The sequence below is a fragment of the Mycobacterium sherrisii genome (assembly GCF_002102355.1).
GTDB classification, from domain to species: Bacteria; Actinomycetota; Actinomycetes; order Mycobacteriales; family Mycobacteriaceae; genus Mycobacterium; species Mycobacterium sherrisii.
In genome coordinates this window covers 51,748-71,145 of the sequence record NZ_LQPT01000119.1, presented here as the reverse complement: position 1 = coordinate 71,145, position 19,398 = coordinate 51,748, and the positions used below count along the sequence as shown (strand labels likewise).

Genomic DNA, 19,398 nt, shown 5'->3' with positions numbered 1-19,398 from the left:
CGGCCGCCACTGGTGGCCTACGATCGGGCGATGGCCGTCGGACGAATGCTGATGCGGGTGGTAGACCTGCTCCCCGACCCCGGCCCGCGCGTCCAGCGGATCATCGCCGCGACCGTGATCGTGTCCCAGGGCGGCATTGCCGTGACCGGCTCGATCGTGCGCGTCACCGCGTCGGGCCTGGGCTGCCCTACCTGGCCGCGGTGTTTCCCGGGCAGCTTCGTCCCGGTGACGGTCTCCGAGGTACCGCGGGTGCACCAGGCCATCGAGTTCGGCAATCGGCTGTTCAGCATCGCGGTGGTGATCACCGCGGCGCTGGCGGTGCTCGCGGTGACCCGCGCCCGGCGGCGGGGCGAGGTGCTGGCCTATGCCTGGCTGATGCCGGTGTCGACGGTGGCGCAGGCGGTGATCGGCGGCATCACGGTGCGCACCGGCCTGCTGTGGTGGACGGTCGCCATTCACCTGCTGGTCTCGATGACGATGGTGTGGCTGTCGGTGCTGCTCTACGTCAAGATCGGCGAGCCCGACGACGGCGTCGTACGCCCGCGGGTGCCCGGGCCGCTGCGCGTGCTCACGGCGCTCGCCGGGGCGAACGTGGCGGCGGTGCTGGTGACCGGGACGCTGGTGACCGCGGCCGGCCCGCACGCCGGTGACCGCAGCCCGAGCCGGACGGTGCCGCGGCTGCAGATCGAGATCACCACGCTGGTGCACCTGCATTCCTCGCTGCTGGTCGCCTACCTCGCCCTGCTGGTCGGGCTGGGCTTCGGGCTGCTGGCCGTCGGCGCCGCGCGCCCAATCCTGCTGCGGTTGGGGGTGCTGCTGGCCCTGGTATGCGCGCAGGCCGCCGTCGGCACCGCCCAGTACTTCACCGGCGTCCCGGCGGCCCTGGTCGCCGTGCACGTCGCGGGGGCCGCGGCCTGCACGGCGGCCACCGCGGCGCTATGGGCGTCGCTGCGAGAGCGGGCCCAGGCCGAGCCGCCGGCAGGCTGACTGCACGGCGATCGCGAACGAGCGCTGGGCCCTCTCCCGCGCGTCCTTGTCCAACAGCCGCCAACCCAGGCACGGCGCAATCACATTCACGTCCACGACGCGCACCGGTTCGCGTGCGGTCACGTCGACCCGCGCGCACAGCAGCTCGCTGCCCTGGATGCCCGCGCGGCCGGCCGCGACCGCGAGGGCGGCGTGTCCGACGTCCCAGGACTCGAACTCGGGCTCCACCGCGCGCGTGTCGGTAACCGCGTGCGATTGCTGGCCGCCGACGAAGATCAGCGACACCGTCTCAACCGTCGTGTCCCCGAACAGGGTTGGCACACCGGCAGTCTCGATGTCCTCCAGGTAGCGCGCAGCGGAATTCCAGATGACGACCGCCGGCGGATTCAACAGGTTTTTCACCCGGCCGGTCCACTTCAGAAACTCTTCACGGCGCACCCGCCAGTCCTGTGCGGCGCGCAGGATCACCAGGTCCGCCTGAAGAGTTTCGCGGAAATCCCAGGACATCCAGCGTGAATGCAGACCGCGGCGGCGCAGCGCCGCGACCAGACCCGCGTCGTCGGCGTCACCGGCGGGCCGCTGCGGGCACCCGGCCAGCACGACACGGGGATGGAAGACATCCGGGCGGGCAAGTTTCATGCCCGGGCATGATATCCGCATGCACGCAATCGAAATCAGTGAAACGGGCGGTCCCGAGGTCCTGCGTTATGTCGACGCCAAACAACCCGAACCCGGCGAGGGTGAGCTGCTGATCCAGGCAGAAGCCATCGGTGTCAACTTCATTGATACCTATTTCCGGTCCGGGCAGTACCCGCGCCCGCTGCCGTTCATCCTGGGCTCGGAGGTGTGCGGCACCGTCGCGGCGGTGGGACCCCGCGCCGACGAAGGTTTCGGGGTCGGCGACCGGGTGGTGTCCGCGGCGGCGACCGGAGCTTACGCCGAATTTGCTGTTGCGCCAGCACATTTGACAGCACAGGTACCCGACGGTATCAGCTCCGAGGTAGCGGCCTCGGTGTTGTTGAAGGGACTGACCGCCCACTATTTGCTGAAGTCGGTTTATCCGGTGCAAGCCGGCGACGCGGTGCTGGTGCACGCCGGCGCCGGTGGGGTCGGGCTGATCCTGACCCAGTGGGCGCACTTGCTCGGCGCCCGGGTCTTCACCACCGTGTCGACGCCGGAAAAAGCGGAGCTGTCGACCAAAGCCGGCGCCGACGAGGTGCTCTCCTACCCCGAGGACCCCGCGCAATTCGGCCAGCAGATCCGGGAACTCACCGGCGGGATCGGCGTCGCGGCGGTGTACGACGGCGTCGGCGCCAGCACGTTCGACGCCAGCCTGGCCAGCCTGGCGGTCCGCGGCACCTTGGCGCTGTTCGGCGCGGCCAGCGGCCCGGTGCCGCCGGTGGATCCGCAACGGCTCAACGCAGCGGGTTCGGTGTTTTTGACCCGGCCGACGCTGGCGCACTTCATGCGTACTCCCCGGGAGTTCAGTTGGCGCGCCGAGGAACTGTTCGACGCGATCGGCAACGGATCGATCAGCATCGAAGTCGGGGGCCGCTACCCGCTGGCCGAAGCCACCCGTGCGCATCAAGATCTGCAGGGACGCAAAACGATCGGCCCGATCGTCTTGCTGCCGTGAGCAATTCGGGTTCGATCACGCCTTGGGGCAGAAGATGCCGAGGATCTGCTGGCAGTTGTCCCGGTTGATCAGGCCCGGTGGCGGTGGCGGGGGCGGCGGCGGTGGATCGTCGCCGTCCCAGATGTTTTGGGCGACGTTGCCCTGCCCGAAGTAGACGTAGTAGTAGGTGTGGCAGATGTTGTTGTCCCAAACCACGGGGTTGGTCACGTGGTTGCCGGTCGGTGGTAGCGGTTGCCCGGGACACCAGTGGCAGGGGCCCTGCGGGTGATCATTCGGGCAGCCGGGCCAGGCGTCCAACGGCAGCGGTCCAGGCGCAGCGGCGGCGATACCCGTCGTGAGGCCGACGTTGGACACGACCAGTGCGCCCGACAGCAGCGCCGCGGCGAGTACTTTGCTGACGATGCGGTGGTTTGCCATGGTCACAGTGTGAGCCGACGGCCGGCTACCGATCCCAAAAACAGTCGCGCCGGCCGGGGCCGAAACAGCCGAGCGGGTCAGAGCAGGGTGGGCAGGGCAATCACCGAATCGACGGCCAGCGCGCAGAACACCACCGCCAGGTAGTTGTTGGACTGCAGGAACAATCGCAGCGGTTTGACCGGTTCGCCGGCGCGGACCCCGGCGTAAAGCTGGTGGGCCATCGCCAAGAACCACACCCCTGCGACCACGGCGACGGCGGTGTACAGCCAACCGGCGGCCAGCGCCAACACCATGGTCGCCAGCACGGTCAGCCAGGTGTAGATCAGAATCTGCTTGGTGACCTGACGCTCGGTCGCCACGGCGGGCAGCATGGGCACCCCCGCCGACTTGTAGTCGTCCTTGTAGCGCATCGCCAGCGCCCAGGTGTGCGGCGGCGTCCAGAAGAAGATGATTGCGAACATCGCCAACGCCGGCCAGCCGATGGTGCCGGTGACGGCCGACCAGCCGATCATCACCGGCATGCAGCCCGCGGCACCGCCCCACACCACGTTCTGCGAGGTGCGGCGTTTGAGCAGCAGTGTGTAGACGAACACGTAGAACGCGATCGTCGCGACGGCCAGCAGACCGGACAGTAGATTCGTCGTCCACCACAGCCAGACGAACGAGCTCACGGTCAGCACCAGCCCCATGACCAGCGCGTTTCGTGTCGGGACCGCCTCCCGGGCCAACGGCCGGCGCGCGGTGCGCTTCATCATCTTGTCGATGTCGGCGTCGGCCACGCAGTTCAGCGTGTTGGCCCCGCCGGCCGCCAGCATCCCGCCGATCAGGGTGTTGAGGATCAGCAGCGGGTTCACCTGGCCCCGGTGCGCCAGCAGCATCGCGGGAATCGCGGTGACCAGCAGCAGCTCGATGACACGCGGCTTGGTCAGCGCCAGGTAAGCCAGCACCGATCCGCGTATTCGGCTCGGCGCTCGGGTTGGCTCGAAGCGCCCGCGAACGCTCACGCAATGACTCCTTGGGGTGCAGCGGGGCGCAGGATCTACTACGCACGATGGTAGACCGCGCTACCACCGCGGCCAGTCACCAGGGTCTATTCACCGAAAATTTCCCGGCGGCGACCCGCAACGCAAGCTTGGTTCCGCCGGAGCGTACGCGGCCAAAGCGGGCGCGGAATACCCCGGATCCCGCACTGCAAACGCCGGCACTCCCGCACTAGGGTGAGGATTGATCGGCGCTACGAATTTCGGCCACCCCAAGGACTGACGCCTGTGACGACACTCGAAGAGATCTCCACGCTGACCCGACCGCACCACCCGGACGACTGGACCGAGCTCGACACGGCCGCCGTCGACACGGTGCGGGTCCTCGCCGCCGATGCGGTGCAAAAGGTCGGCAATGGCCACCCCGGTACGGCGATGAGCCTGGCCCCGCTGGCCTACACGCTGTTTCAGCGCGCGATGGTGCACGACCCCAGCGACACGCATTGGCTCGGCCGCGACCGGTTCATCCTGTCCGCCGGGCACAGCAGCCTGACCCTGTACCTGCAGCTCTACCTCGGCGGATTCGGTCTGGAGCTGTCCGACATCGAGTCGCTGCGCACCTGGGGATCCAAGACGCCCGGCCACCCGGAGTTTCGGCACACCAAGGGCGTTGAGATCACCACCGGCCCGCTGGGCCAGGGCCTTGCCTCCTCGGTCGGGATGGCGATGGCGGCGCGTTACGAACGCGGCCTGTTCGACCCCGACGCGGGGCCCGGCGAGAGCCCGTTCGACCACTACATTTTCGTGATCGCCTCCGACGGCGACATCGAGGAGGGCGTCACCTCCGAAGCGTCGTCACTGGCGGCCGTGCAGCAGCTGGGCAACCTGATCGTCTTCTACGACCACAACCAGATCTCGATCGAGGACGACACCAACATCGCGCTGTGCGAGGACACCGCCGCCCGGTACGAGGCCTACGGCTGGCACGTGCAGCGGGTCGAGGGCGGCGAGAACGTGGTCGGCATCGAGGCGGCCATCGCCAACGCCAAGGCCGTCACCGACCGGCCGTCGTTCATCGAGCTGCGCACGATCATCGGTTATCCCGCACCCAACCTGATGAACACCGGCAAGGCGCACGGCGCGGCCCTCGGCGACGAGGAGGTCGCCGCCGTCAAGAAGATCCTGGGCTTCGACCCTGACAAGACGTTCGAGGTCCGTGACGACGTCATTGCCTACACCCGCAAGCTGGTGGCCCGGGGCAAGGAAGCACACGAGAAGTGGCAAGCGACCTTCGACGCCTGGGCCCAGCGCGAACCCGAGCGCAAGGCGCTGCTGGACCGGCTGACGGCGCAGGAGTTGCCGGACGGCTGGGACGCCGACCTGCCGCATTGGGAACCGGGGTCCAAGGAACTGGCCACCCGGGCCGCCTCCGGCAAGGTGCTTTCGGCGCTGGGACCCAAACTGCCCGAGTTGTGGGGTGGTTCGGCAGACCTGGCCGGCAGCAACAACACCACCATGGACGGCGTCAAATCCTTTGGGCCACCGTCGATTACGACGAAGGACTACACGGCCGACTGGTACGGCAGGACCCTACACTTCGGGGTCCGCGAACACGCCATGGGCGCCATCTTGTCCGGCATCGTGCTGCACGGCCCGACCCGGGCGTACGGCGGCACCTTCCTACAGTTCTCCGACTACATGCGCCCGGCGGTACGACTGGCGTCGTTGATGGACATCGACACCATCTACGTGTGGACGCACGACTCCATTGGGCTGGGCGAAGACGGGCCCACCCACCAGCCGATCGAGCACCTCGCGGCGTTGCGCGCCATCCCGAAGTTGTCGGTGGTGCGCCCGGCCGACGCCAACGAGACCGCGTACGCGTGGCGCACGATCCTGGCCCGCGGAAACGGCAGCGGCCCCGTCGGATTGATCCTGACCCGCCAGGGTGTGCCGGTGCTGGAGGGCACCAACCTCGAGGGTGTCGCCCGCGGCGGTTATGTGCTCGGCGAGCAGAACCAGGAAGACGACGAACCCGACGTGGTGCTGATCGCCACCGGCTCCGAGGTCCAGCTGGCGGTGGAAGCGGCAAAGCTGTTGGCGGACAAGGACATCGTCGCTCGGGTTGTGTCGATGCCCTGTGTGGAGTGGTTCGAGTCCCAGCCGGCGGAGTACCGCGACAGCGTGCTGCCGCCGTCGGTCTCGGCCCGGGTGGCCGTCGAGGCGGGCATCGCCCAGTCCTGGCACAAGCTGGTCGGCGACACCGGAAAGATCGTCTCGATCGAGCACTACGGCGAATCCGCCGACGCCAAGACATTGTTCCGTGAGTTCGGCTTCACCGCGGAGGCCGTCGCTGCTGCCGCGGAAGAAGTAGTCGACAACTGAGAAAAGGTGATTCCATGAGCACTCAGAACCCCAATCTGGCGGCCCTGTCCGCTGCGGGCGTATCCGTATGGCTGGACGACCTGTCGCGTCAGCGGCTGCAGTCGGGCAACCTGCAGGAGCTGATCGACACCAAGAGCGTCGTCGGCGTCACCACCAACCCGTCGATCTTCCAGAAGGCGTTCGCCGACGGCGATTCCTACTCCAAGCAGATCGCCGAACTGGCCGAGCGGGGCGCCGACGTGGACGCCACTGTTCGCACGGTGACCACCGACGACGTGCGCGATGCCTGCGACGTGCTCAGGCGCGAGTGGGAAGCCTCCGACGGCGTCGACGGACGGGTGTCCATCGAGGTCGACCCGCGGCTGGCCGCGGAGACCGACAAGACCGTCGCGCAGGCCGTCGAGCTCTGGAAGATCGTCGACCGACCGAACCTGTTCATCAAGATCCCGGCCACGAAGGCCGGCATCCCCGCGATCACTTCCGTTCTGGCGGAAGGCATTTCGGTCAACGTCACGCTGATCTTCTCCGTCGCACGGCACCGCGAGGTGATGGACGCCTACCTGGCCGGGCTGGAGAAGGCCCGCGAAGCCGGACACGACCTGTCCAAGATCCACTCGGTGGCGTCGTTCTTCGTCTCCCGAGTGGATACCGAGATCGACAAGCGGCTGGAGAAGATCGGCACGCCCGACGCGCTCGCGTTGCGCGGCCAGGCCGGTGTGGCCAACGCCCGGCTGGCGTACGCCGCCTACCAGGAGGTGTTCGAGGACGGTCCGCGTTTCCAGGCGCTCAAGGCCGACGGGGCGCGGGTGCAGCGGCCACTGTGGGCGTCGACCGGCGTCAAGAATCCGGACTATTCCGACACGCTCTACGTCACCGAGCTGGTCGCGCCGTTCACGGTGAACACCATGCCGGAGAAGACGATTGACGCCGTTGCCGACCACGGCATCATCACCGGCAACACCATTGCCGGCACCGCCGAGGCTTCGCAGGCGGTGTTCGACAAACTGTCGGCGGTCGGGGTCGACGTGACCGACGTGTTCGTGGTCCTCGAGAACGAGGGCGTGGACAAGTTCGTCGAATCCTGGACCGAATTGCTGGACGAGACGCAGAAACAGCTGAGCTCCAGCGACAAATGACGCGCAGCGCTGACAGCGGGCAGTGGCGCAATCCACTGCGAGACAAGGACGACAAGCGGCTACCGAGAATCGCCGGCCCGTGCGCCATGGTGCTGTTCGGCGTCACCGGCGACCTGGCCCACAAGAAGGTGGTGCCGGCGGTCTACGACCTGGCCAACCGCGGTTTGTTGCCGCCGATGTTCTCACTGGTCGGCTTCGGGCGGCGGGACTGGGACCACGATGCCTTCGCCCAGGTGATCCACGACGACGTCAAACAGTACTGCCGCACCCCGTTCCGGCAAGCGATCTGGGAACGGCTCGCCGACGGATTGCGTTTCGTGCGTGGCGAATTCGACGATGACGCCGCGTTCGCCAGGCTCGCCGAGACACTCGACAAGCTGGATGCCGAGCGTGGCATCGGTGGCAATCACGCGTTCTACCTGGCGATCCCGCCGAAGTCGTTCCCGGTGGTATGCGAGCAGCTGCACTCCTCGGGCCTGGCGCGTCCGCAGGAAGACCGATGGAGCCGCGTCGTCATCGAGAAGCCGTTCGGCCACGACCTCAAGAGCGCGTGCGAGCTCAACCACGTGGTGAACTCGGTATTTCCCGAAGAATCGGTGTTCCGCATCGACCACTATCTCGGCAAGGAGACGGTGCAGAACATCCTGGCGTTGCGGTTCGCCAACCAGTTGTGGGACCCGATCTGGAATGCGCACTACGTCGACCACGTCCAGATCACCATGGCCGAAGACATCGGGTTGGGCGGCCGGGCCGGGTACTACGACGGCATCGGCGCGGCCCGTGACGTGATCCAGAACCATTTGATGCAGCTGCTGGCGCTGACCGCGATGGAAGAGCCGGTCAGCTTCACCCCGGGTGCGCTGCAGGCCGAGAAGATCAAGGTGCTTTCGGCCACCCAGCTGGCGCAGCCACTCGACGAGACCACCAGCCGTGGTCAGTACACGGCCGGCTGGCAGGGCGGCGAGCAGGTGGTCGGGTTGCTCGACGAGGAGGGGTTCTCCAAGGAGTCCCCGACCGAGACCTTCGCGGCGATCACACTCGAGGTGGACACCCGGCGTTGGGCCGGCGTCCCGTTCTATCTGCGTACCGGAAAACGCTTGGGCCGCAGGGTGACCGAGATCGCGCTGGTGTTCAAACGGGCGCCGCACCTGCCGTTCGACGCGACCATGACCGACGAGCTCGGCGCCAACGCGCTGGTTATTCGGGTGCAGCCGGACGAGGGCATCACGCTGCGGTTTGGGTCGAAAGTTCCCGGCGCGATGGAGGTCCGGGATGTCAACATGGACTTCTCCTACGGCTCGGCGTTCGCCGAAGATTCGCCCGAGGCCTACGAACGGCTGATCCTGGATGTGCTGCTCGGTGAGCCGTCCTTGTTCCCGGTGAATGAAGAGGTCGAATTGGCTTGGCAGATACTCGATCCGGTCCTCGAGCATTGGGAGGCCGACGGAAAGCCGGAGCCCTACGAGGCCGGCACCTGGGGGCCCGCGTCCTCGTTCGAGATGTTGCGCCGAACCGGCCGGGAATGGCGGCGGCCGTGATTCGCGGCGACAAGCATCCGGGGCGTAGCGATGTGAAGGGGCGGCAGTCATGATCGTGGATCTGCTCGACACCACCACCACCGCCGTCAACAAGAAGCTGGACAGCCTTCGCGAGCAGGCCGGCGTGGTGATGATGGGGCGTGTCGGCACGCTGATCATCAAGTCGGACAACGACACTCTGCTCGAGGAAGCCATCGAGGCCGCCAACGCCGCCAGCCACGAACACCCGAGCCGGGTGTTGGTCGTGGCCGCGGGCGACACCGACGGCCGCGACGCACGGCTGGACGCCCAGGTGCGCGTCGGCGGCGACGCCGGCGCCGGTGAGGTCGTGGTGTTGCGACTGTCCGGCCCGCTGTCCGGCCACGCCGCCAGCGTCGTCATCCCGTTCCTGCTTCCCGACATCCCGGTCGTGGTGTGGTGGCCGGATGTGGCTCCCGCCGTTCCGGCCCACGATCCGTTGGGCAAGTTGGCGATTCGCCGCATCACCGATGCGACCAACGCCGACGACCCGCTCGCGGCGATCAAGAGCCGCCTGCCCGGCTACACCGCCGGGGACACCGATCTGGCCTGGGCGCGGATCACCTATTGGCGCGCGCTGCTGACCTCCGCGGTGGACCAGAAACCACACGAGGAGATCGAATCGGCCGTGGTGTCGGGGCTGCGCACCGAACCCTCGCTCGACGTGCTGGCCGGCTGGTTGGCCAGCCGTATCGACGGGCCGGTGCGCCGCGAAGTCGGCGAGCTCAAGGTCGAACTGGTGCGCAAGACCGAAACCATCACGCTGAGCCGGCCGCAGGAGGGCACGACGGCGACGTTGAGCCGTACCGGTCGACCGGACGCTCTGGTTCCCTTGGCGCGCAGGGAAACCCGCGAATGCCTGGCCGAGGACATGAGACGCCTGGACCCCGACGAGGTCTACTTCAGCGCGCTGGAGGGAATCGACAAGGTGCAATACGCGTGAGCACGGTAGTAGAAGTCTTTCCCGACGGCGACGCCCTGGTGCAGGCCGCCGGACAGCGGCTCGTCGAGACCATTGGCGCCGCCGTGGCGGCACGGGGGCGCGCCCTGATCGTGTTGACCGGCGGGGGCAACGGCGTCGGCCTGTTGAAGTACCTGCGCGCCCAGGCCGACCAGATCGATTGGTCGAAGGTGCACCTGTTCTGGGGCGACGAGCGCTACGTGCCGTTGGCCGACGACGAGCGCAACGAGAAGCAGGCGCGGCAGGCGCTGCTCGACCACATCGACATCCCGTCGAGCAACGTGCACCCGATGGCGGCCAGCGACGGCGAATTCGGGGCCGATGTGGCCGCCGCGGCGCTGGCCTACGAGCAACTGCTGGCCGCCAACGCCGGACCCGGCCAGCAGGTGCCGAATTTCGACGTGCATCTGCTCGGCATGGGACCCGAGGGCCACATCAACTCGCTGTTCCCCGACACTCCGGCGGTGTTGGAGACGACCCGCATGGTGGTCTCCGTGCACGACTCCCCCAAACCCCCGCCGCAACGAATCACGTTGACGATCCCGGCAATTCGTCGTTCCCGCGAAGTATGGTTGCTGGTTTCCGGGGCGGCCAAGGGCGAAGCCGCTGCGGCGGCGATCGGCGGCGCCCAGCCGGTGGAGGTACCGGCGGCCGGGGCCGTCGGCCTGGAGACCACGCGCTGGCTGCTCGACCAGGAGGCCGCCGCCAAGCTGCCCGGCCACTCCGGACAGCCGGACTAGCGCTGCCGCGGCGGGGGCCGCGCTCCATCAATTCGGGGTTTCCGGGTTTTCCTTGGTTCCGCCGCGGTCATAATTACCGGCATGGCAGACAAGACGGTGCGCAGCTCCCCCGAGCGCAACCGGATCAAGACCCTCACCCAGGCGGCGTTGAACGCCGACAAGACGGTCGAGCAGGTCGAAGACGTGCTCGACGGGCTGGGCAGGACGATGAACGAGCTGAACAGCTCGCTGACCCGGTTGAATGGCACCGTCGAACGCCTCGAGGGCGGCCTGGACCATCTGGAAGGAACCCTGGAAAACCTCGACGAACTGGCCAAGCGACTCATCGCGCTGATCGACCCGGTGGAGGCCATCGTCGGGCGCATCGACTACATCGTGAGCGTGGGCGAAACCGTCATGTCGCCGCTGTCGATGACCGAGCACGCGGTACGCGGTGTGGTGGACCGGCTGCGGAACCGGCCGTCCCGCTAGCGCCGGGGCCGCTACATCTTGGTCAGCCGGGCCATCGCGAAGCTGTACAAGCCGTAGGTGATGATGCCCAGCGCGGCGGCGAGCAACAGCACCCGTCCGTACGGCTGGGCGCCCAGCGTTTTGAGGGCCCCGTCCAGCCCGGTCGCCCGTTGCGGTTCCGCGTGCACGGCAGCCACCACGACCAGGGCACCCGCAGCCGCGATCACCAGCCCTTTGCCGATATAACCGACGACACCCAGCCGCCGAATCAGACTGCCCGAGTTGCCATTCAGATCGTCCACGAAGTTGCGGCTAGCACCCTTGTAGACGTGATAGCCACCCACCGCGACCACGAGCAGCCCGCACAGCACCAACGCGACGGTGCCGGGGGTGCTCTGCATCAGGCGCGCGCTGATGGTCGAATTCTGTTGGTCGGCCGACCGGCCTGCGCCCCGGGCGAACCCGAGCGCGGAGTACGCGAGCGCAATGTAGACCACCGCGAGCGCAAACGCCTTTGCCCGGTCCAGCGCTCGCGACGAGTGGTCGCTGGAGCGGCCGAGAACGGTCTCGACCAGCCGCCACAAGCCCAGCAGCAGCAGCGCGGCGGCGGCGAACCACAGCGCGACCGGCCCGCCCGGTTTGCCCGCCAAGGCGGCCAGCGCCCCGGTTTGATCCGCGGTGGCGCGCTCCCCGAATGCGAGCCGGGCGGCGAGGTAGCCGACGACCAGATGCAGCAGGCCGCTCACCACGAACCCGGCGCGGGCCAGTCGTTCGAAGACCGGGTGCTGGGCCACCCGCGCCGGGAATCCAGCCGGGGTCTTTCCGGATGACATCGGATCGGGCATGCTACCTCCGCTGGGGCACCTCCCTGCCCTATGCCCGTCATCCGCTGTTGCGTAACGCGCTGGCCAAACCGTTCATCGTCAATAGGATTCCGCGTTTCACCATCTCGTCGTCGTCACCCGAGCGGTACCGCCGCAACAGCTCCACCTGCAGGTGATTCAACGGCTCCAGGTACGGGAAGCGGTTGAACACCGAGATCGCCAGCGCCGGGTTGTCGGCCAGCAGGTCATCGTGACCGGTGATCAGCTTGTGCATCGCGATCGTGCGCTGATGCTCGTCGGCGATCTTGTCGAACACTTTGCGCCGCAACGCTTCGTCGTCGACCAGCTCCGCGTAGCGCGCCGCCAGCCCCAGGTCGCTCTTGGCCAGCACCTGGGCCATGTTGGACAGCACGCTGCGGAAGAACGGCCAGCGCTGATAGAGGTCATGCAGGATTTCGACGCGCACGTCCTCGCTTTCGGGTCCCGCCCCGATCCACCGCTGGAATGCCGACCCGGTGCCGTACCAGCCGGGCAGCATGACGCGCGACTGACTCCACGCCAGCACCCACGGGATGGCACGCAGATCCGCAATCGACTCCGTCGGCTTGCGCGAGGTCGGACGGCTGCCGATGTTGAGCGACCCGATCTCGCTGACCGGCGTGGAGGCCTTGAAGTAGTCGACGAAACCCGGTGTGTCATGCACCAATTCGGAGTAGGCCTGGCGGGCCAGCGCGGCGATCTCGTCGAGCACGGCGTAGGCGGGCTCGGGATCGTCACCGAGTCCCTCCACGTCCAGCAGCGTCGACTCCAGCGTCGCCGCCACCAGACTCTCCAGATTCCGTTGCGCCAGCTGCGGTTCGGCGTACTTGGCCGCGATCACCTCGCCCTGCTCGGTGAGCCGCAGCGCCCCGTTCACCGCTCCCGGCGGCTGCGCGAGGATGGCTTGGTAGCTCGGGCCGCCCCCGCGACCGACGGTGCCGCCGCGGCCGTGAAAGAGCCGCAACCGGATTCGATTCTTGCGGGCCACGTCGACCAGCGCCAGCTCGGCACGGTACACCGCCCAGTTAGCGGTCAGATATCCGCCGTCCTTGTTGGAGTCGGAATAACCGAGCATGACTTCCTGGCTGTCGCCGCGGGCCGCCACGACCGCGCGGTACAGCGGCTGCTCCAGCATCGCCTGCAGGATCGTCGCGCCGTTGTGCAGATCGTCGATCGTCTCGAACAACGGAGAAATGCCGACGGGACAGTAGGGTTGGGGTCCGGAGACGTCCAACAGTCCCGTTTCCTTCAGCAGGATCGCGGCCTCCAGCACGTCGGAGACCGATTGGCACATCGAGATGACGTAGTTGGGCACCGCGGCCGGGCCGTATCGCTTGACGGCGTCAGCGGCGGCCTCCACCACGCTCAACTCCCGGTGGGCCAGTTCGGACAGCTGGGCGCGGTCGGACAGCAGGGGGCGCCGGGTGCTCAATTCGCCGACCAGCAGCCGCACCCGCTCGTCTTCGGGCAGGCAGCGGTAGTCGTCGTGCACCCCGGCCCAGGCCAGCAGTTCGGCAACCACTTCCTCGTGTACGTCGGAGTTTTGCCGCATGTCCAGGCCGCTGAGGTGAAACCCGAAGACGTGCACGCTTTCTCGCAATATGCGCAGCCGGTCGTCGGCGAGCAGCGCGCTGCCGTGGCTGCGCAACGAGCGGTCGATGACGTCAAGGTCGGCCCGCAGTTCGGCGGGCGTACGGTAGGCGTCCAGGCCGAGGTCGAGCAGGTATTGCGGTGGCGCATCGAGGATGTCGGTGGCCGTCGCACTGAGCCGGGCGCGGATTACCCGCACGGCCCGCCGGTACGGTTCGTCGGCCCGGGCTTGTTCGGGGCAGCTTCGCTCCAGCGCGGTCAGCTCGGGGCTGACGGCGACCAGTCGCGCCGACATTGACAGCTCCTGCTCGAGTTCGGTGAGTTCGGACAGGTGATGCGCCAACGCGGTGTAGGCGGCGCTCCCGGTGGCTCGTCGTACCACTGCGGCCGTCACGTTGGGGTTCCCGTCGCGGTCGCCGCCGATCCACGAACCCGGTTGCAGGATGGGTTCGGCCAGCAGGTCGGCGTCGGGCCAGCGGGCGCGCAGCGCGTCCCGCACCCCGGCGTTGACCTGCGGAATAACCTCGAACAACGCGGCCGGGTAATACCGCAGTCCGACGTCGATCTCGTCGGTGATCTGCAGCCGCGACACCCGGTTCAGCGCGGTCTGCCACAGGGTGAGTACCTGCCGGCGCAGCTCGCGTTCGATGCTGCGGCCGTCGGCGGTCTCCCGGTGTCCCTGCGCGTGTAGCCGCATCAGCTCGGTGATGCGGTGCTGGGCGACGAACACGGTGCGGCGGCGAATCTCGGTCGGGTGGGCGGTGATCACCGGAGAAACCAGCGCGCCGTGCAGCGCCTCGGCCACGGTGGCCGAATCCAGTTGCGCGGAGTCCAGTTTCGCGTAGGTGGCGGCCAGGCTGCTGTCTTGCGGCGGTTCGCCGGCGTCGATGTGGATCTTGCGTCGCCGTGCCCGGTGGATGTCTTCGGCGACGTTGGCCAGCAGCGCGAAGTGGCTGAACGCCCGGATGGTCGGGATGGCCATCCGGATGTCGATGCCGTCGAACATGTGCGAGATCTCGGCGCGATCGATCTCGGAGCGACGCACCCGGAATGATTCCACCCGCGCACGTTCGACGAGATCGAAGACGGCGTCACCGTTCTGCTCGCGCACGGTGTCGCCGAGAATGCTGCCGAGCATCCGGATGTCGGCACGCATCGGTTCGGTGGCCTCGCGACCCACTAGGGTGCGCTGCACGCCGCCGATCGGTTCCAGGGTGCCCTCGGATGCCTCAGCCATAGCACCCAGTATCGATGCGAATGTCCGCACCCGCCCGTCGGGAGCGCCCGCGGCGGCCAATCGCCGTGGCGCGTTTCGGCGGGAATGACGGGCCGATCAAGCGCGTTGGTTGCCGACGTGTCCGCCGGAATCATTCTCATGGCCCGCCCCGATGCCGACAACCTGGTCGATGACGTGATTGCCCAAGCCAAACGGGCCCACCAACTCGGGGTCACCCAGGTGTGGCTGCCCCAGCAGCAGAATTACGACGCCATCGCGCTCGCCGCGCTCGTCGGAGCCGCCGTGCCCGGGCTGGGCGTGGGCACCTCGGTTGTGCCGATCAACCCCCGCCACCCGCTGATCGTCGCGTCGTTGGCGCAAACCGCGCAGGCCGCCGCGCACGGCAACTTCAGCTTGGGGCTGGGACTGGGCGCCCGCCTGATGGAACGCCCGGCGTTCGGCACCGACTGGCCCAACACCATCACCCGGTTGCGCGAGCACCTGACGATCCTCGCGTCGGTGTTCGATACCGGCGGCGTCGACTTTCACGGCAGCGAACTCAGCGCCAGTCCCAGTTGGCCGGTGCAGGTGCCGGGCGGCACCCCGATCCCTGTCTATGTGGCTGCGATGGGTCCCAAGGCGCTGCGGGTCACCGGTGAACTGGCCGACGGCACGCTGCCCTATCTGGCCGGGCCCCGCACGATCGAAGAATTCATCGTGCCCGAAATCAGCAAGGCGGCCACCCGGGCGGGCCGCCCGGCACCGCGCGTCATCGCCGCGGTACCCGTGCTGTTGTCCGACGATGTCGAGGACGCTCGCGCCGCCGCGGCCCAGCAGCTGAGCTTCTACGAGGCTATCCCGTCGTATCGCAACGTGATTGCCCGAGAAGGCCTCGCCAGTGTCGTCGACCTTGCCGCGATCGGTCCCGAGGAGTCCGTGGCACGGCAGTTGCGCCGCTACCGCGACGCTGGAGCCACCGACATTATCGTCAGCCCCCTGGACCGCTCCGTCTCGGTAGACCGCGAAGCGCTGTGGAGGCTCACCGCCGCGTTGTGAACGCGCGGGGTAGCCGAGCGATCAGCGGTACTTGATCATCAGGGCGATGCCGATGATGCACACCAGCCAGATTCCCGTGATGAACACGGTCAGCCGGTCCAGGTTTTTCTCCACCACCGTGGACCCCGACAGGCTCGACTGCACGCCACCGCCGAACAGGGTGGACAGGCCACCGCCCTTGGCGCGGTGCAGCAGCACCAGCAGGACCACCAGGATGCTGGTGACCACCAGGGTGATTTGCAGGGCCAATTGCATGCGCCCACCCTACCTAATGCGGTTGCTGGCGCCCTAACCGACGCTCGCGCCGGCTAGGGCCGGCTAGGGCAGTGGTCCGCCCGCGGCGATGGCCGCCAGGGTCGCGAATTGCTCGCCGTCCAGCGACGCCCCGCCGACCAAACCGCCGTCGACATCCTCCTGAGCGACGATCTCACCGACGTTCTTGGCGTTCACCGAACCGCCGTAGAGCACCCGCACGGTATCGGCGATCTGGCGCGACGCCAGCTCGGCCAGCTGGTCGCGGATGGCCTTGCACACCTCCTGGGCGTCGGCGGCGCTGGCCACCCGTCCGGTCCCGATGGCCCACACCGGCTCGTAGGCGATGACGGTGTTGGCGATCTGCTCGGCGGACAGCCCGGCCAGCGACTCGCGCACCTGCCGCTCGCAGTGACTGACGTGCTGGCCGGCCTCGCGAATGTCGAGGTGCTCACCCACGCACACGATCGGCGTCAGCTCGTTGCGCAGCGCGGCGGCGGCCTTGGCGGCCACCAGGGCGTCGTCCTCGTGGTGGTAGGTACGCCGCTCCGAGTGCCCGACGACGACGAAGCTGCAGCCCAGCTTGGCCAGGAAGGTGCCGCTGATGTCGCCGGTGTAAGCGCCCGATTCGTGCGGCGACAGGTCCTGGGCGCCGTAGGTCAGCCGCAGTTTGTCGCCGTCGACCAGCGTTTGTACGCTGCGCAGGTCGGTGAACGGCGGCAGCACCGTGACGTCGACCTTGTCGTAGTACTTGTCCGGCAGCGCGAATGCGATCTTCTGCACCAGCGCGATGGCCTCGAAGTGGTTGAGGTTCATTTTCCAGTTGCCGGCGATCAACGGCTTGCGGCTCATGAATCCCCTTCACTGCGCTGCGGGCTACCCAGCACCTCGATGCCCGGCAGCGTCTTGCCCTCAAGGTATTCCAGCGATGCACCACCGCCGGTGGAGATGTGCGAGAAATCGTCCTCGGGGATGCCCAGGGCACGCACGGCGGCCGCCGAGTCGCCGCCGCCGACCACCGAGAACGCTCCCTTGCCGGTCGCCGCGACGATCGCCTCGGCGACCCCCCTGGTGCCCGCGGCGAATGCGGGGAATTCGAACACGCCCATCGGCCCGTTCCAGAACACTGTTTGGGCGTTGGACAGCAACGCGGCGAAGCGTTTCACCGACTCCGGCCCGATGTCCAGGCCCATCATGTCGTCCGGGATGGCGTCGGCGGTCACGGTCTGCGGCTGGGAATCGGCCGCGAACTTCTCCCCCACCACGATGTCCATCGGCAATCGCAGCACGTCGACGTAGGTGTCCAGCAGCCGCCGACAGGTGTCCACCATCTCTTCTTCGAGCAGCGACTTTCCTACTGAAAACCCTTGAGCAGCAAGGAAAGTAAAGCACATTCCGCCGCCGATCACGATGCTGTCGGCCTTGGTGGCCAGCGACTCGATGACGCCGAGCTTGTCGGACACCTTCGACCCGCCGAGTACCACCGCGTAGGGCCGGGCGGTCGAGCTGGTCAACTGCTCGAGCACCCGGATCTCCTCGGCCACCAGTGTGCCCGCGTAGTGCGGCAGCAGCGTGGCGACGTCGTAGACCGACGCCTGCTTGCGGTGCACCACCCCGAAGCCGTCCGAGACGAAAGCCCCTCCGGGCGAGACTAATTCGGCCAGCTGCCGGGCCAGCGCCAGCCGCTCGCCGTCGTCCTTGCTGGTTTCGCGGGAGTCGAAGCGAATGTTTTCCAACAGCAGGATGTCGCCCTCGGTCAGCCCTTCCGAGCGGGCCAGGGCGTCGGTACCCACGACATCACCGGCCAGCTGCACGTGCCGGCCCAACTGCTCGCTCAGCGCCGCGGCGACGGGCGCCAGCGACAACTTCGGGTCGGGCCCGTTTTTGGGGCGGCCCAGATGCGCGGTCACCACCACCTTGGCGCCCCCGTCCAACAGTGCGCGCAGCGTCGGAACCGATGCGGTGATGCGGCCCGGGTCGGTGATTGCTCCCGACTCGTCGAGTGGCACGTTGAGGTCGGACCGCACCAATACCGGGCGACCCGAAACGCCTTCGGACAGAAGGTCTTCGAGGTTCGGAATGCCCACGGTTAGAGGGACTTGCCGACTAGTGCGACGAGGTCGACGAGGCGGTTGGAGTAGCCCCATTCGTTGTCGTACCAGGAGACGACTTTGGCTTGGTTGTCGATGACTTTGGTCAGGCCGGAGTCGAAGATCGAGCTGTGGGGGTCGGTGACGATGTCGCTGGAGACGATCGGTTCGTCGTAGTACTTCAGGATGCCTTTGAGTTTGCCCTCGGCGGCGGCCTTGAACGCGGCGTTGATGTCTTCGGCGCTAGCCGGCGTGCGAAGTTCGGCGGTCAGGTCGGTGACCGAGCCGGTCGGGATCGGCACCCGCAGCGCATACCCGTCGAGTTTGCCCTGCAGCTCGGGCAGCACCAGGCCGATGGCCTTGGCCGCGCCGGTGGAAGTCGGCACGATGTTCAGCCCGGCCGCGCGGGCCCGGCGCAGGTCCTTGTGCGGGCCGTCTTGCAGGTTCTGGTCCTGGGTGTAGGCGTGAATGGTGGTCATCAGGCCCTTGACGATGCCGAACTCGTCGTGCAGCACCTTGGCCAGCGGGCCCAGGCAGTTCGTGGTGCACGAGGCGTTGGAGATGATGTTCTGGCTGCCGTCGTATTTGTCGTCGTTGACCCCCAGCACGATGGTGATGTCCTCGTCGCTGGCCGGTGCGGAGATGATCACCTTCTTGGCCCCCGCATCCAGGTGGCCCTGCGCCTTGGCGCGGGCGGTGAACAACCCGGTGGACTCCACGACCACGTCGACACCCAACTCGCCCCAGGGCAGCGCCGCCGGACCCTCGCGCACCGCCAGCGCCTTGATCTTGGCCGGGCCCACCACGATGGTGTCCTCGCCCTGCAGACTCACCTCGTGGGGCAACCGACCCAGGATCGAGTCGAATTTCAACAGATGCGCCAACGTGTGGTTGTCGGTGATGTCATTGACCGCCACCACCTCGATATCGGCACCACCCTGCTCCTGCTGAGCCAGCAACGCACGATAAAAATTCCGTCCGATTCGACCAAAACCATTAATGCCTACCCGGACCGTCACTTGTGTCTCCCTCGCCTTCGCCTGGGTCTCCTGGTTAACCCCTGGCCCTCAGCCTAGATCAGCG

At 67.5% G+C, this 19,398-nt stretch carries 18 protein-coding genes; 9 read left to right on the top strand and 9 right to left on the bottom strand.

Features of this window, described 5'->3' with window-relative positions; genetic code table 11:
* Window positions 1–51: 51 nt before the first annotated feature.
* On the top strand, window positions 52–987 hold the full coding sequence (locus tag AWC25_RS24955) for a COX15/CtaA family protein (RefSeq protein ID WP_211281077.1): 936 nt from the start codon (window positions 52–54) through the stop codon (window positions 985–987).
* Here the strand turns inward: AWC25_RS24955 and AWC25_RS24950 are convergent.
* A complete protein-coding gene (locus tag AWC25_RS24950) occupies window positions 937–1,626 on the bottom strand; it encodes a hypothetical protein (RefSeq protein ID WP_069401212.1) in 690 nt (229 codons plus the stop codon). The genes AWC25_RS24955 and AWC25_RS24950 overlap by 51 nt on opposite strands.
* A gap of 19 nt (window positions 1,627–1,645) precedes the next feature.
* Between AWC25_RS24950 and AWC25_RS24945 the strand changes: the two genes are divergently transcribed.
* Window positions 1,646–2,623: a quinone oxidoreductase family protein gene (locus AWC25_RS24945; protein WP_085168066.1), complete on the top strand. Its 978-nt coding sequence runs from the start codon at window positions 1,646–1,648 to the stop codon at window positions 2,621–2,623.
* Between the two features lie 15 nt (window positions 2,624–2,638).
* Here AWC25_RS24945 and AWC25_RS24940 read toward each other — a convergent pair whose 3' ends face one another.
* Together AWC25_RS24940 and AWC25_RS24935 are read right to left on the bottom strand one after the other, a co-directional pair.
* Entirely contained in the window at window positions 2,639–3,040 is a 402-nt protein-coding gene (locus tag AWC25_RS24940) for a hypothetical protein (RefSeq protein WP_069401213.1), read from the bottom strand.
* Between the two features lie 77 nt (window positions 3,041–3,117).
* A complete protein-coding gene (locus tag AWC25_RS24935) occupies window positions 3,118–4,044 on the bottom strand; it encodes a heme o synthase (RefSeq protein ID WP_069401214.1) in 927 nt (308 codons plus the stop codon).
* 264 nt (window positions 4,045–4,308) lie between these two features.
* Between AWC25_RS24935 and tkt the strand changes: the two genes are divergently transcribed.
* The 6 genes from tkt to AWC25_RS24905 all read left to right on the top strand — a co-directional run bounded on the left by tkt (window position 4,309) and on the right by AWC25_RS24905 (window position 11,269).
* The gene (tkt, locus tag AWC25_RS24930; RefSeq protein WP_085168056.1) at window positions 4,309–6,405 is read left to right on the top strand and encodes a transketolase; all 2,097 of its coding nucleotides are present in this window, start codon (window positions 4,309–4,311) and stop codon (window positions 6,403–6,405) included.
* A gap of 14 nt (window positions 6,406–6,419) precedes the next feature.
* Window positions 6,420–7,541 carry a transaldolase gene (gene tal, locus AWC25_RS24925; protein ID WP_069401216.1) on the top strand — a complete coding sequence of 374 codons (1,122 nt, stop codon included), beginning with the start codon at window positions 6,420–6,422 and terminating at the stop codon, window positions 7,539–7,541.
* Window positions 7,538–9,079, top strand: a complete 1,542-nt coding sequence (gene zwf, locus AWC25_RS24920) for a glucose-6-phosphate dehydrogenase (RefSeq protein WP_069401217.1) — start codon at window positions 7,538–7,540, stop codon at window positions 9,077–9,079. The genes tal and zwf overlap by 4 nt, the downstream gene beginning before the upstream one ends.
* Before the next feature lie 49 nt (window positions 9,080–9,128).
* Entirely contained in the window at window positions 9,129–10,040 is a 912-nt protein-coding gene (opcA, locus tag AWC25_RS24915; protein WP_069401218.1) for a glucose-6-phosphate dehydrogenase assembly protein OpcA, read from the top strand.
* Window positions 10,037–10,798 carry a 6-phosphogluconolactonase gene (pgl, locus tag AWC25_RS24910; RefSeq protein WP_069401219.1) on the top strand — a complete coding sequence of 254 codons (762 nt, stop codon included), beginning with the start codon at window positions 10,037–10,039 and terminating at the stop codon, window positions 10,796–10,798. The genes opcA and pgl overlap by 4 nt, the downstream gene beginning before the upstream one ends.
* Window positions 10,799–10,870: 72 nt before the next feature.
* On the top strand, window positions 10,871–11,269 hold the full coding sequence (locus AWC25_RS24905) for an ATPase (protein WP_069401220.1): 399 nt from the start codon (window positions 10,871–10,873) through the stop codon (window positions 11,267–11,269).
* Window positions 11,270–11,280: 11 nt separating this feature from the next.
* Here the strand turns inward: AWC25_RS24905 and AWC25_RS24900 are convergent, their stop codons facing one another.
* Window positions 11,281–12,093, bottom strand: a complete 813-nt coding sequence (locus tag AWC25_RS24900; protein WP_069401221.1) for a DUF1206 domain-containing protein — start codon at window positions 12,091–12,093, stop codon at window positions 11,281–11,283.
* Window positions 12,094–12,130: 37 nt separating this feature from the next.
* Complete coding sequence (gene ppc / locus AWC25_RS24895) at window positions 12,131–14,938, bottom strand: phosphoenolpyruvate carboxylase (protein WP_085168054.1); 2,808 nt, start codon at window positions 14,936–14,938, stop codon at window positions 12,131–12,133.
* 117 nt (window positions 14,939–15,055) lie between these two features.
* On the opposite strand from ppc, the gene AWC25_RS24890 reads away from it, so the two are divergent.
* Window positions 15,056–15,973 (top strand): LLM class F420-dependent oxidoreductase, encoded by a 918-nt coding sequence (locus AWC25_RS24890; protein WP_069401234.1) that lies wholly within the window; start codon window positions 15,056–15,058, stop codon window positions 15,971–15,973.
* 21 nt (window positions 15,974–15,994) lie between these two features.
* Here the strand turns inward: AWC25_RS24890 and secG are convergent, their stop codons facing one another.
* From secG to gap, 4 genes are all read right to left on the bottom strand, one after another.
* Window positions 15,995–16,228 (bottom strand): preprotein translocase subunit SecG, encoded by a 234-nt coding sequence (gene secG / locus AWC25_RS24885; RefSeq protein ID WP_069401223.1) that lies wholly within the window; start codon window positions 16,226–16,228, stop codon window positions 15,995–15,997.
* 63 nt (window positions 16,229–16,291) lie between these two features.
* The gene (tpiA, locus tag AWC25_RS24880; RefSeq protein ID WP_069401224.1) at window positions 16,292–17,077 is read right to left on the bottom strand and encodes a triose-phosphate isomerase; all 786 of its coding nucleotides are present in this window, start codon (window positions 17,075–17,077) and stop codon (window positions 16,292–16,294) included.
* Window positions 17,074–18,312, bottom strand: coding sequence for a phosphoglycerate kinase (locus AWC25_RS24875; RefSeq protein ID WP_069401225.1), 1,239 nt, complete (start codon window positions 18,310–18,312; stop codon window positions 17,074–17,076). The genes tpiA and AWC25_RS24875 overlap by 4 nt, the downstream gene beginning before the upstream one ends.
* 2 nt (window positions 18,313–18,314) lie before the next feature.
* Window positions 18,315–19,334, bottom strand: coding sequence for a type I glyceraldehyde-3-phosphate dehydrogenase (gene gap / locus AWC25_RS24870; protein WP_085168052.1), 1,020 nt, complete (start codon window positions 19,332–19,334; stop codon window positions 18,315–18,317).
* Window positions 19,335–19,398: the final 64 nt, after the last annotated feature.

Bases quoted from the DNA above. Each gene is read 5' to 3' on its own strand.
- AWC25_RS24955 (WP_211281077.1), top strand. From the start codon at position 52: ATGCGGGTGGTAGACCTGCTCCCCGACCCCGGCCCGCGCGTCCAGCGG.
- AWC25_RS24950 (WP_069401212.1), bottom strand. From the start codon at position 1,626: ATGAAACTTGCCCGCCCGGATGTCTTCCATCCCCGTGTCGTGCTGGCC.
- AWC25_RS24945 (WP_085168066.1), top strand. From the start codon at position 1,646: ATGCACGCAATCGAAATCAGTGAAACGGGCGGTCCCGAGGTCCTGCGT.
- AWC25_RS24940 (WP_069401213.1), bottom strand. From the start codon at position 3,040: ATGGCAAACCACCGCATCGTCAGCAAAGTACTCGCCGCGGCGCTGCTG.
- tal (WP_069401216.1), top strand. From the start codon at position 6,420: ATGAGCACTCAGAACCCCAATCTGGCGGCCCTGTCCGCTGCGGGCGTA.
- zwf (WP_069401217.1), top strand. From the start codon at position 7,538: ATGACGCGCAGCGCTGACAGCGGGCAGTGGCGCAATCCACTGCGAGAC.
- opcA (WP_069401218.1), top strand. From the start codon at position 9,129: ATGATCGTGGATCTGCTCGACACCACCACCACCGCCGTCAACAAGAAG.
- AWC25_RS24900 (WP_069401221.1), bottom strand. From the start codon at position 12,093: ATGCCCGATCCGATGTCATCCGGAAAGACCCCGGCTGGATTCCCGGCG.
- ppc (WP_085168054.1), bottom strand. From the start codon at position 14,938: ATGGCTGAGGCATCCGAGGGCACCCTGGAACCGATCGGCGGCGTGCAG.
- secG (WP_069401223.1), bottom strand. From the start codon at position 16,228: ATGCAATTGGCCCTGCAAATCACCCTGGTGGTCACCAGCATCCTGGTG.
- tpiA (WP_069401224.1), bottom strand. From the start codon at position 17,077: ATGAGCCGCAAGCCGTTGATCGCCGGCAACTGGAAAATGAACCTCAAC.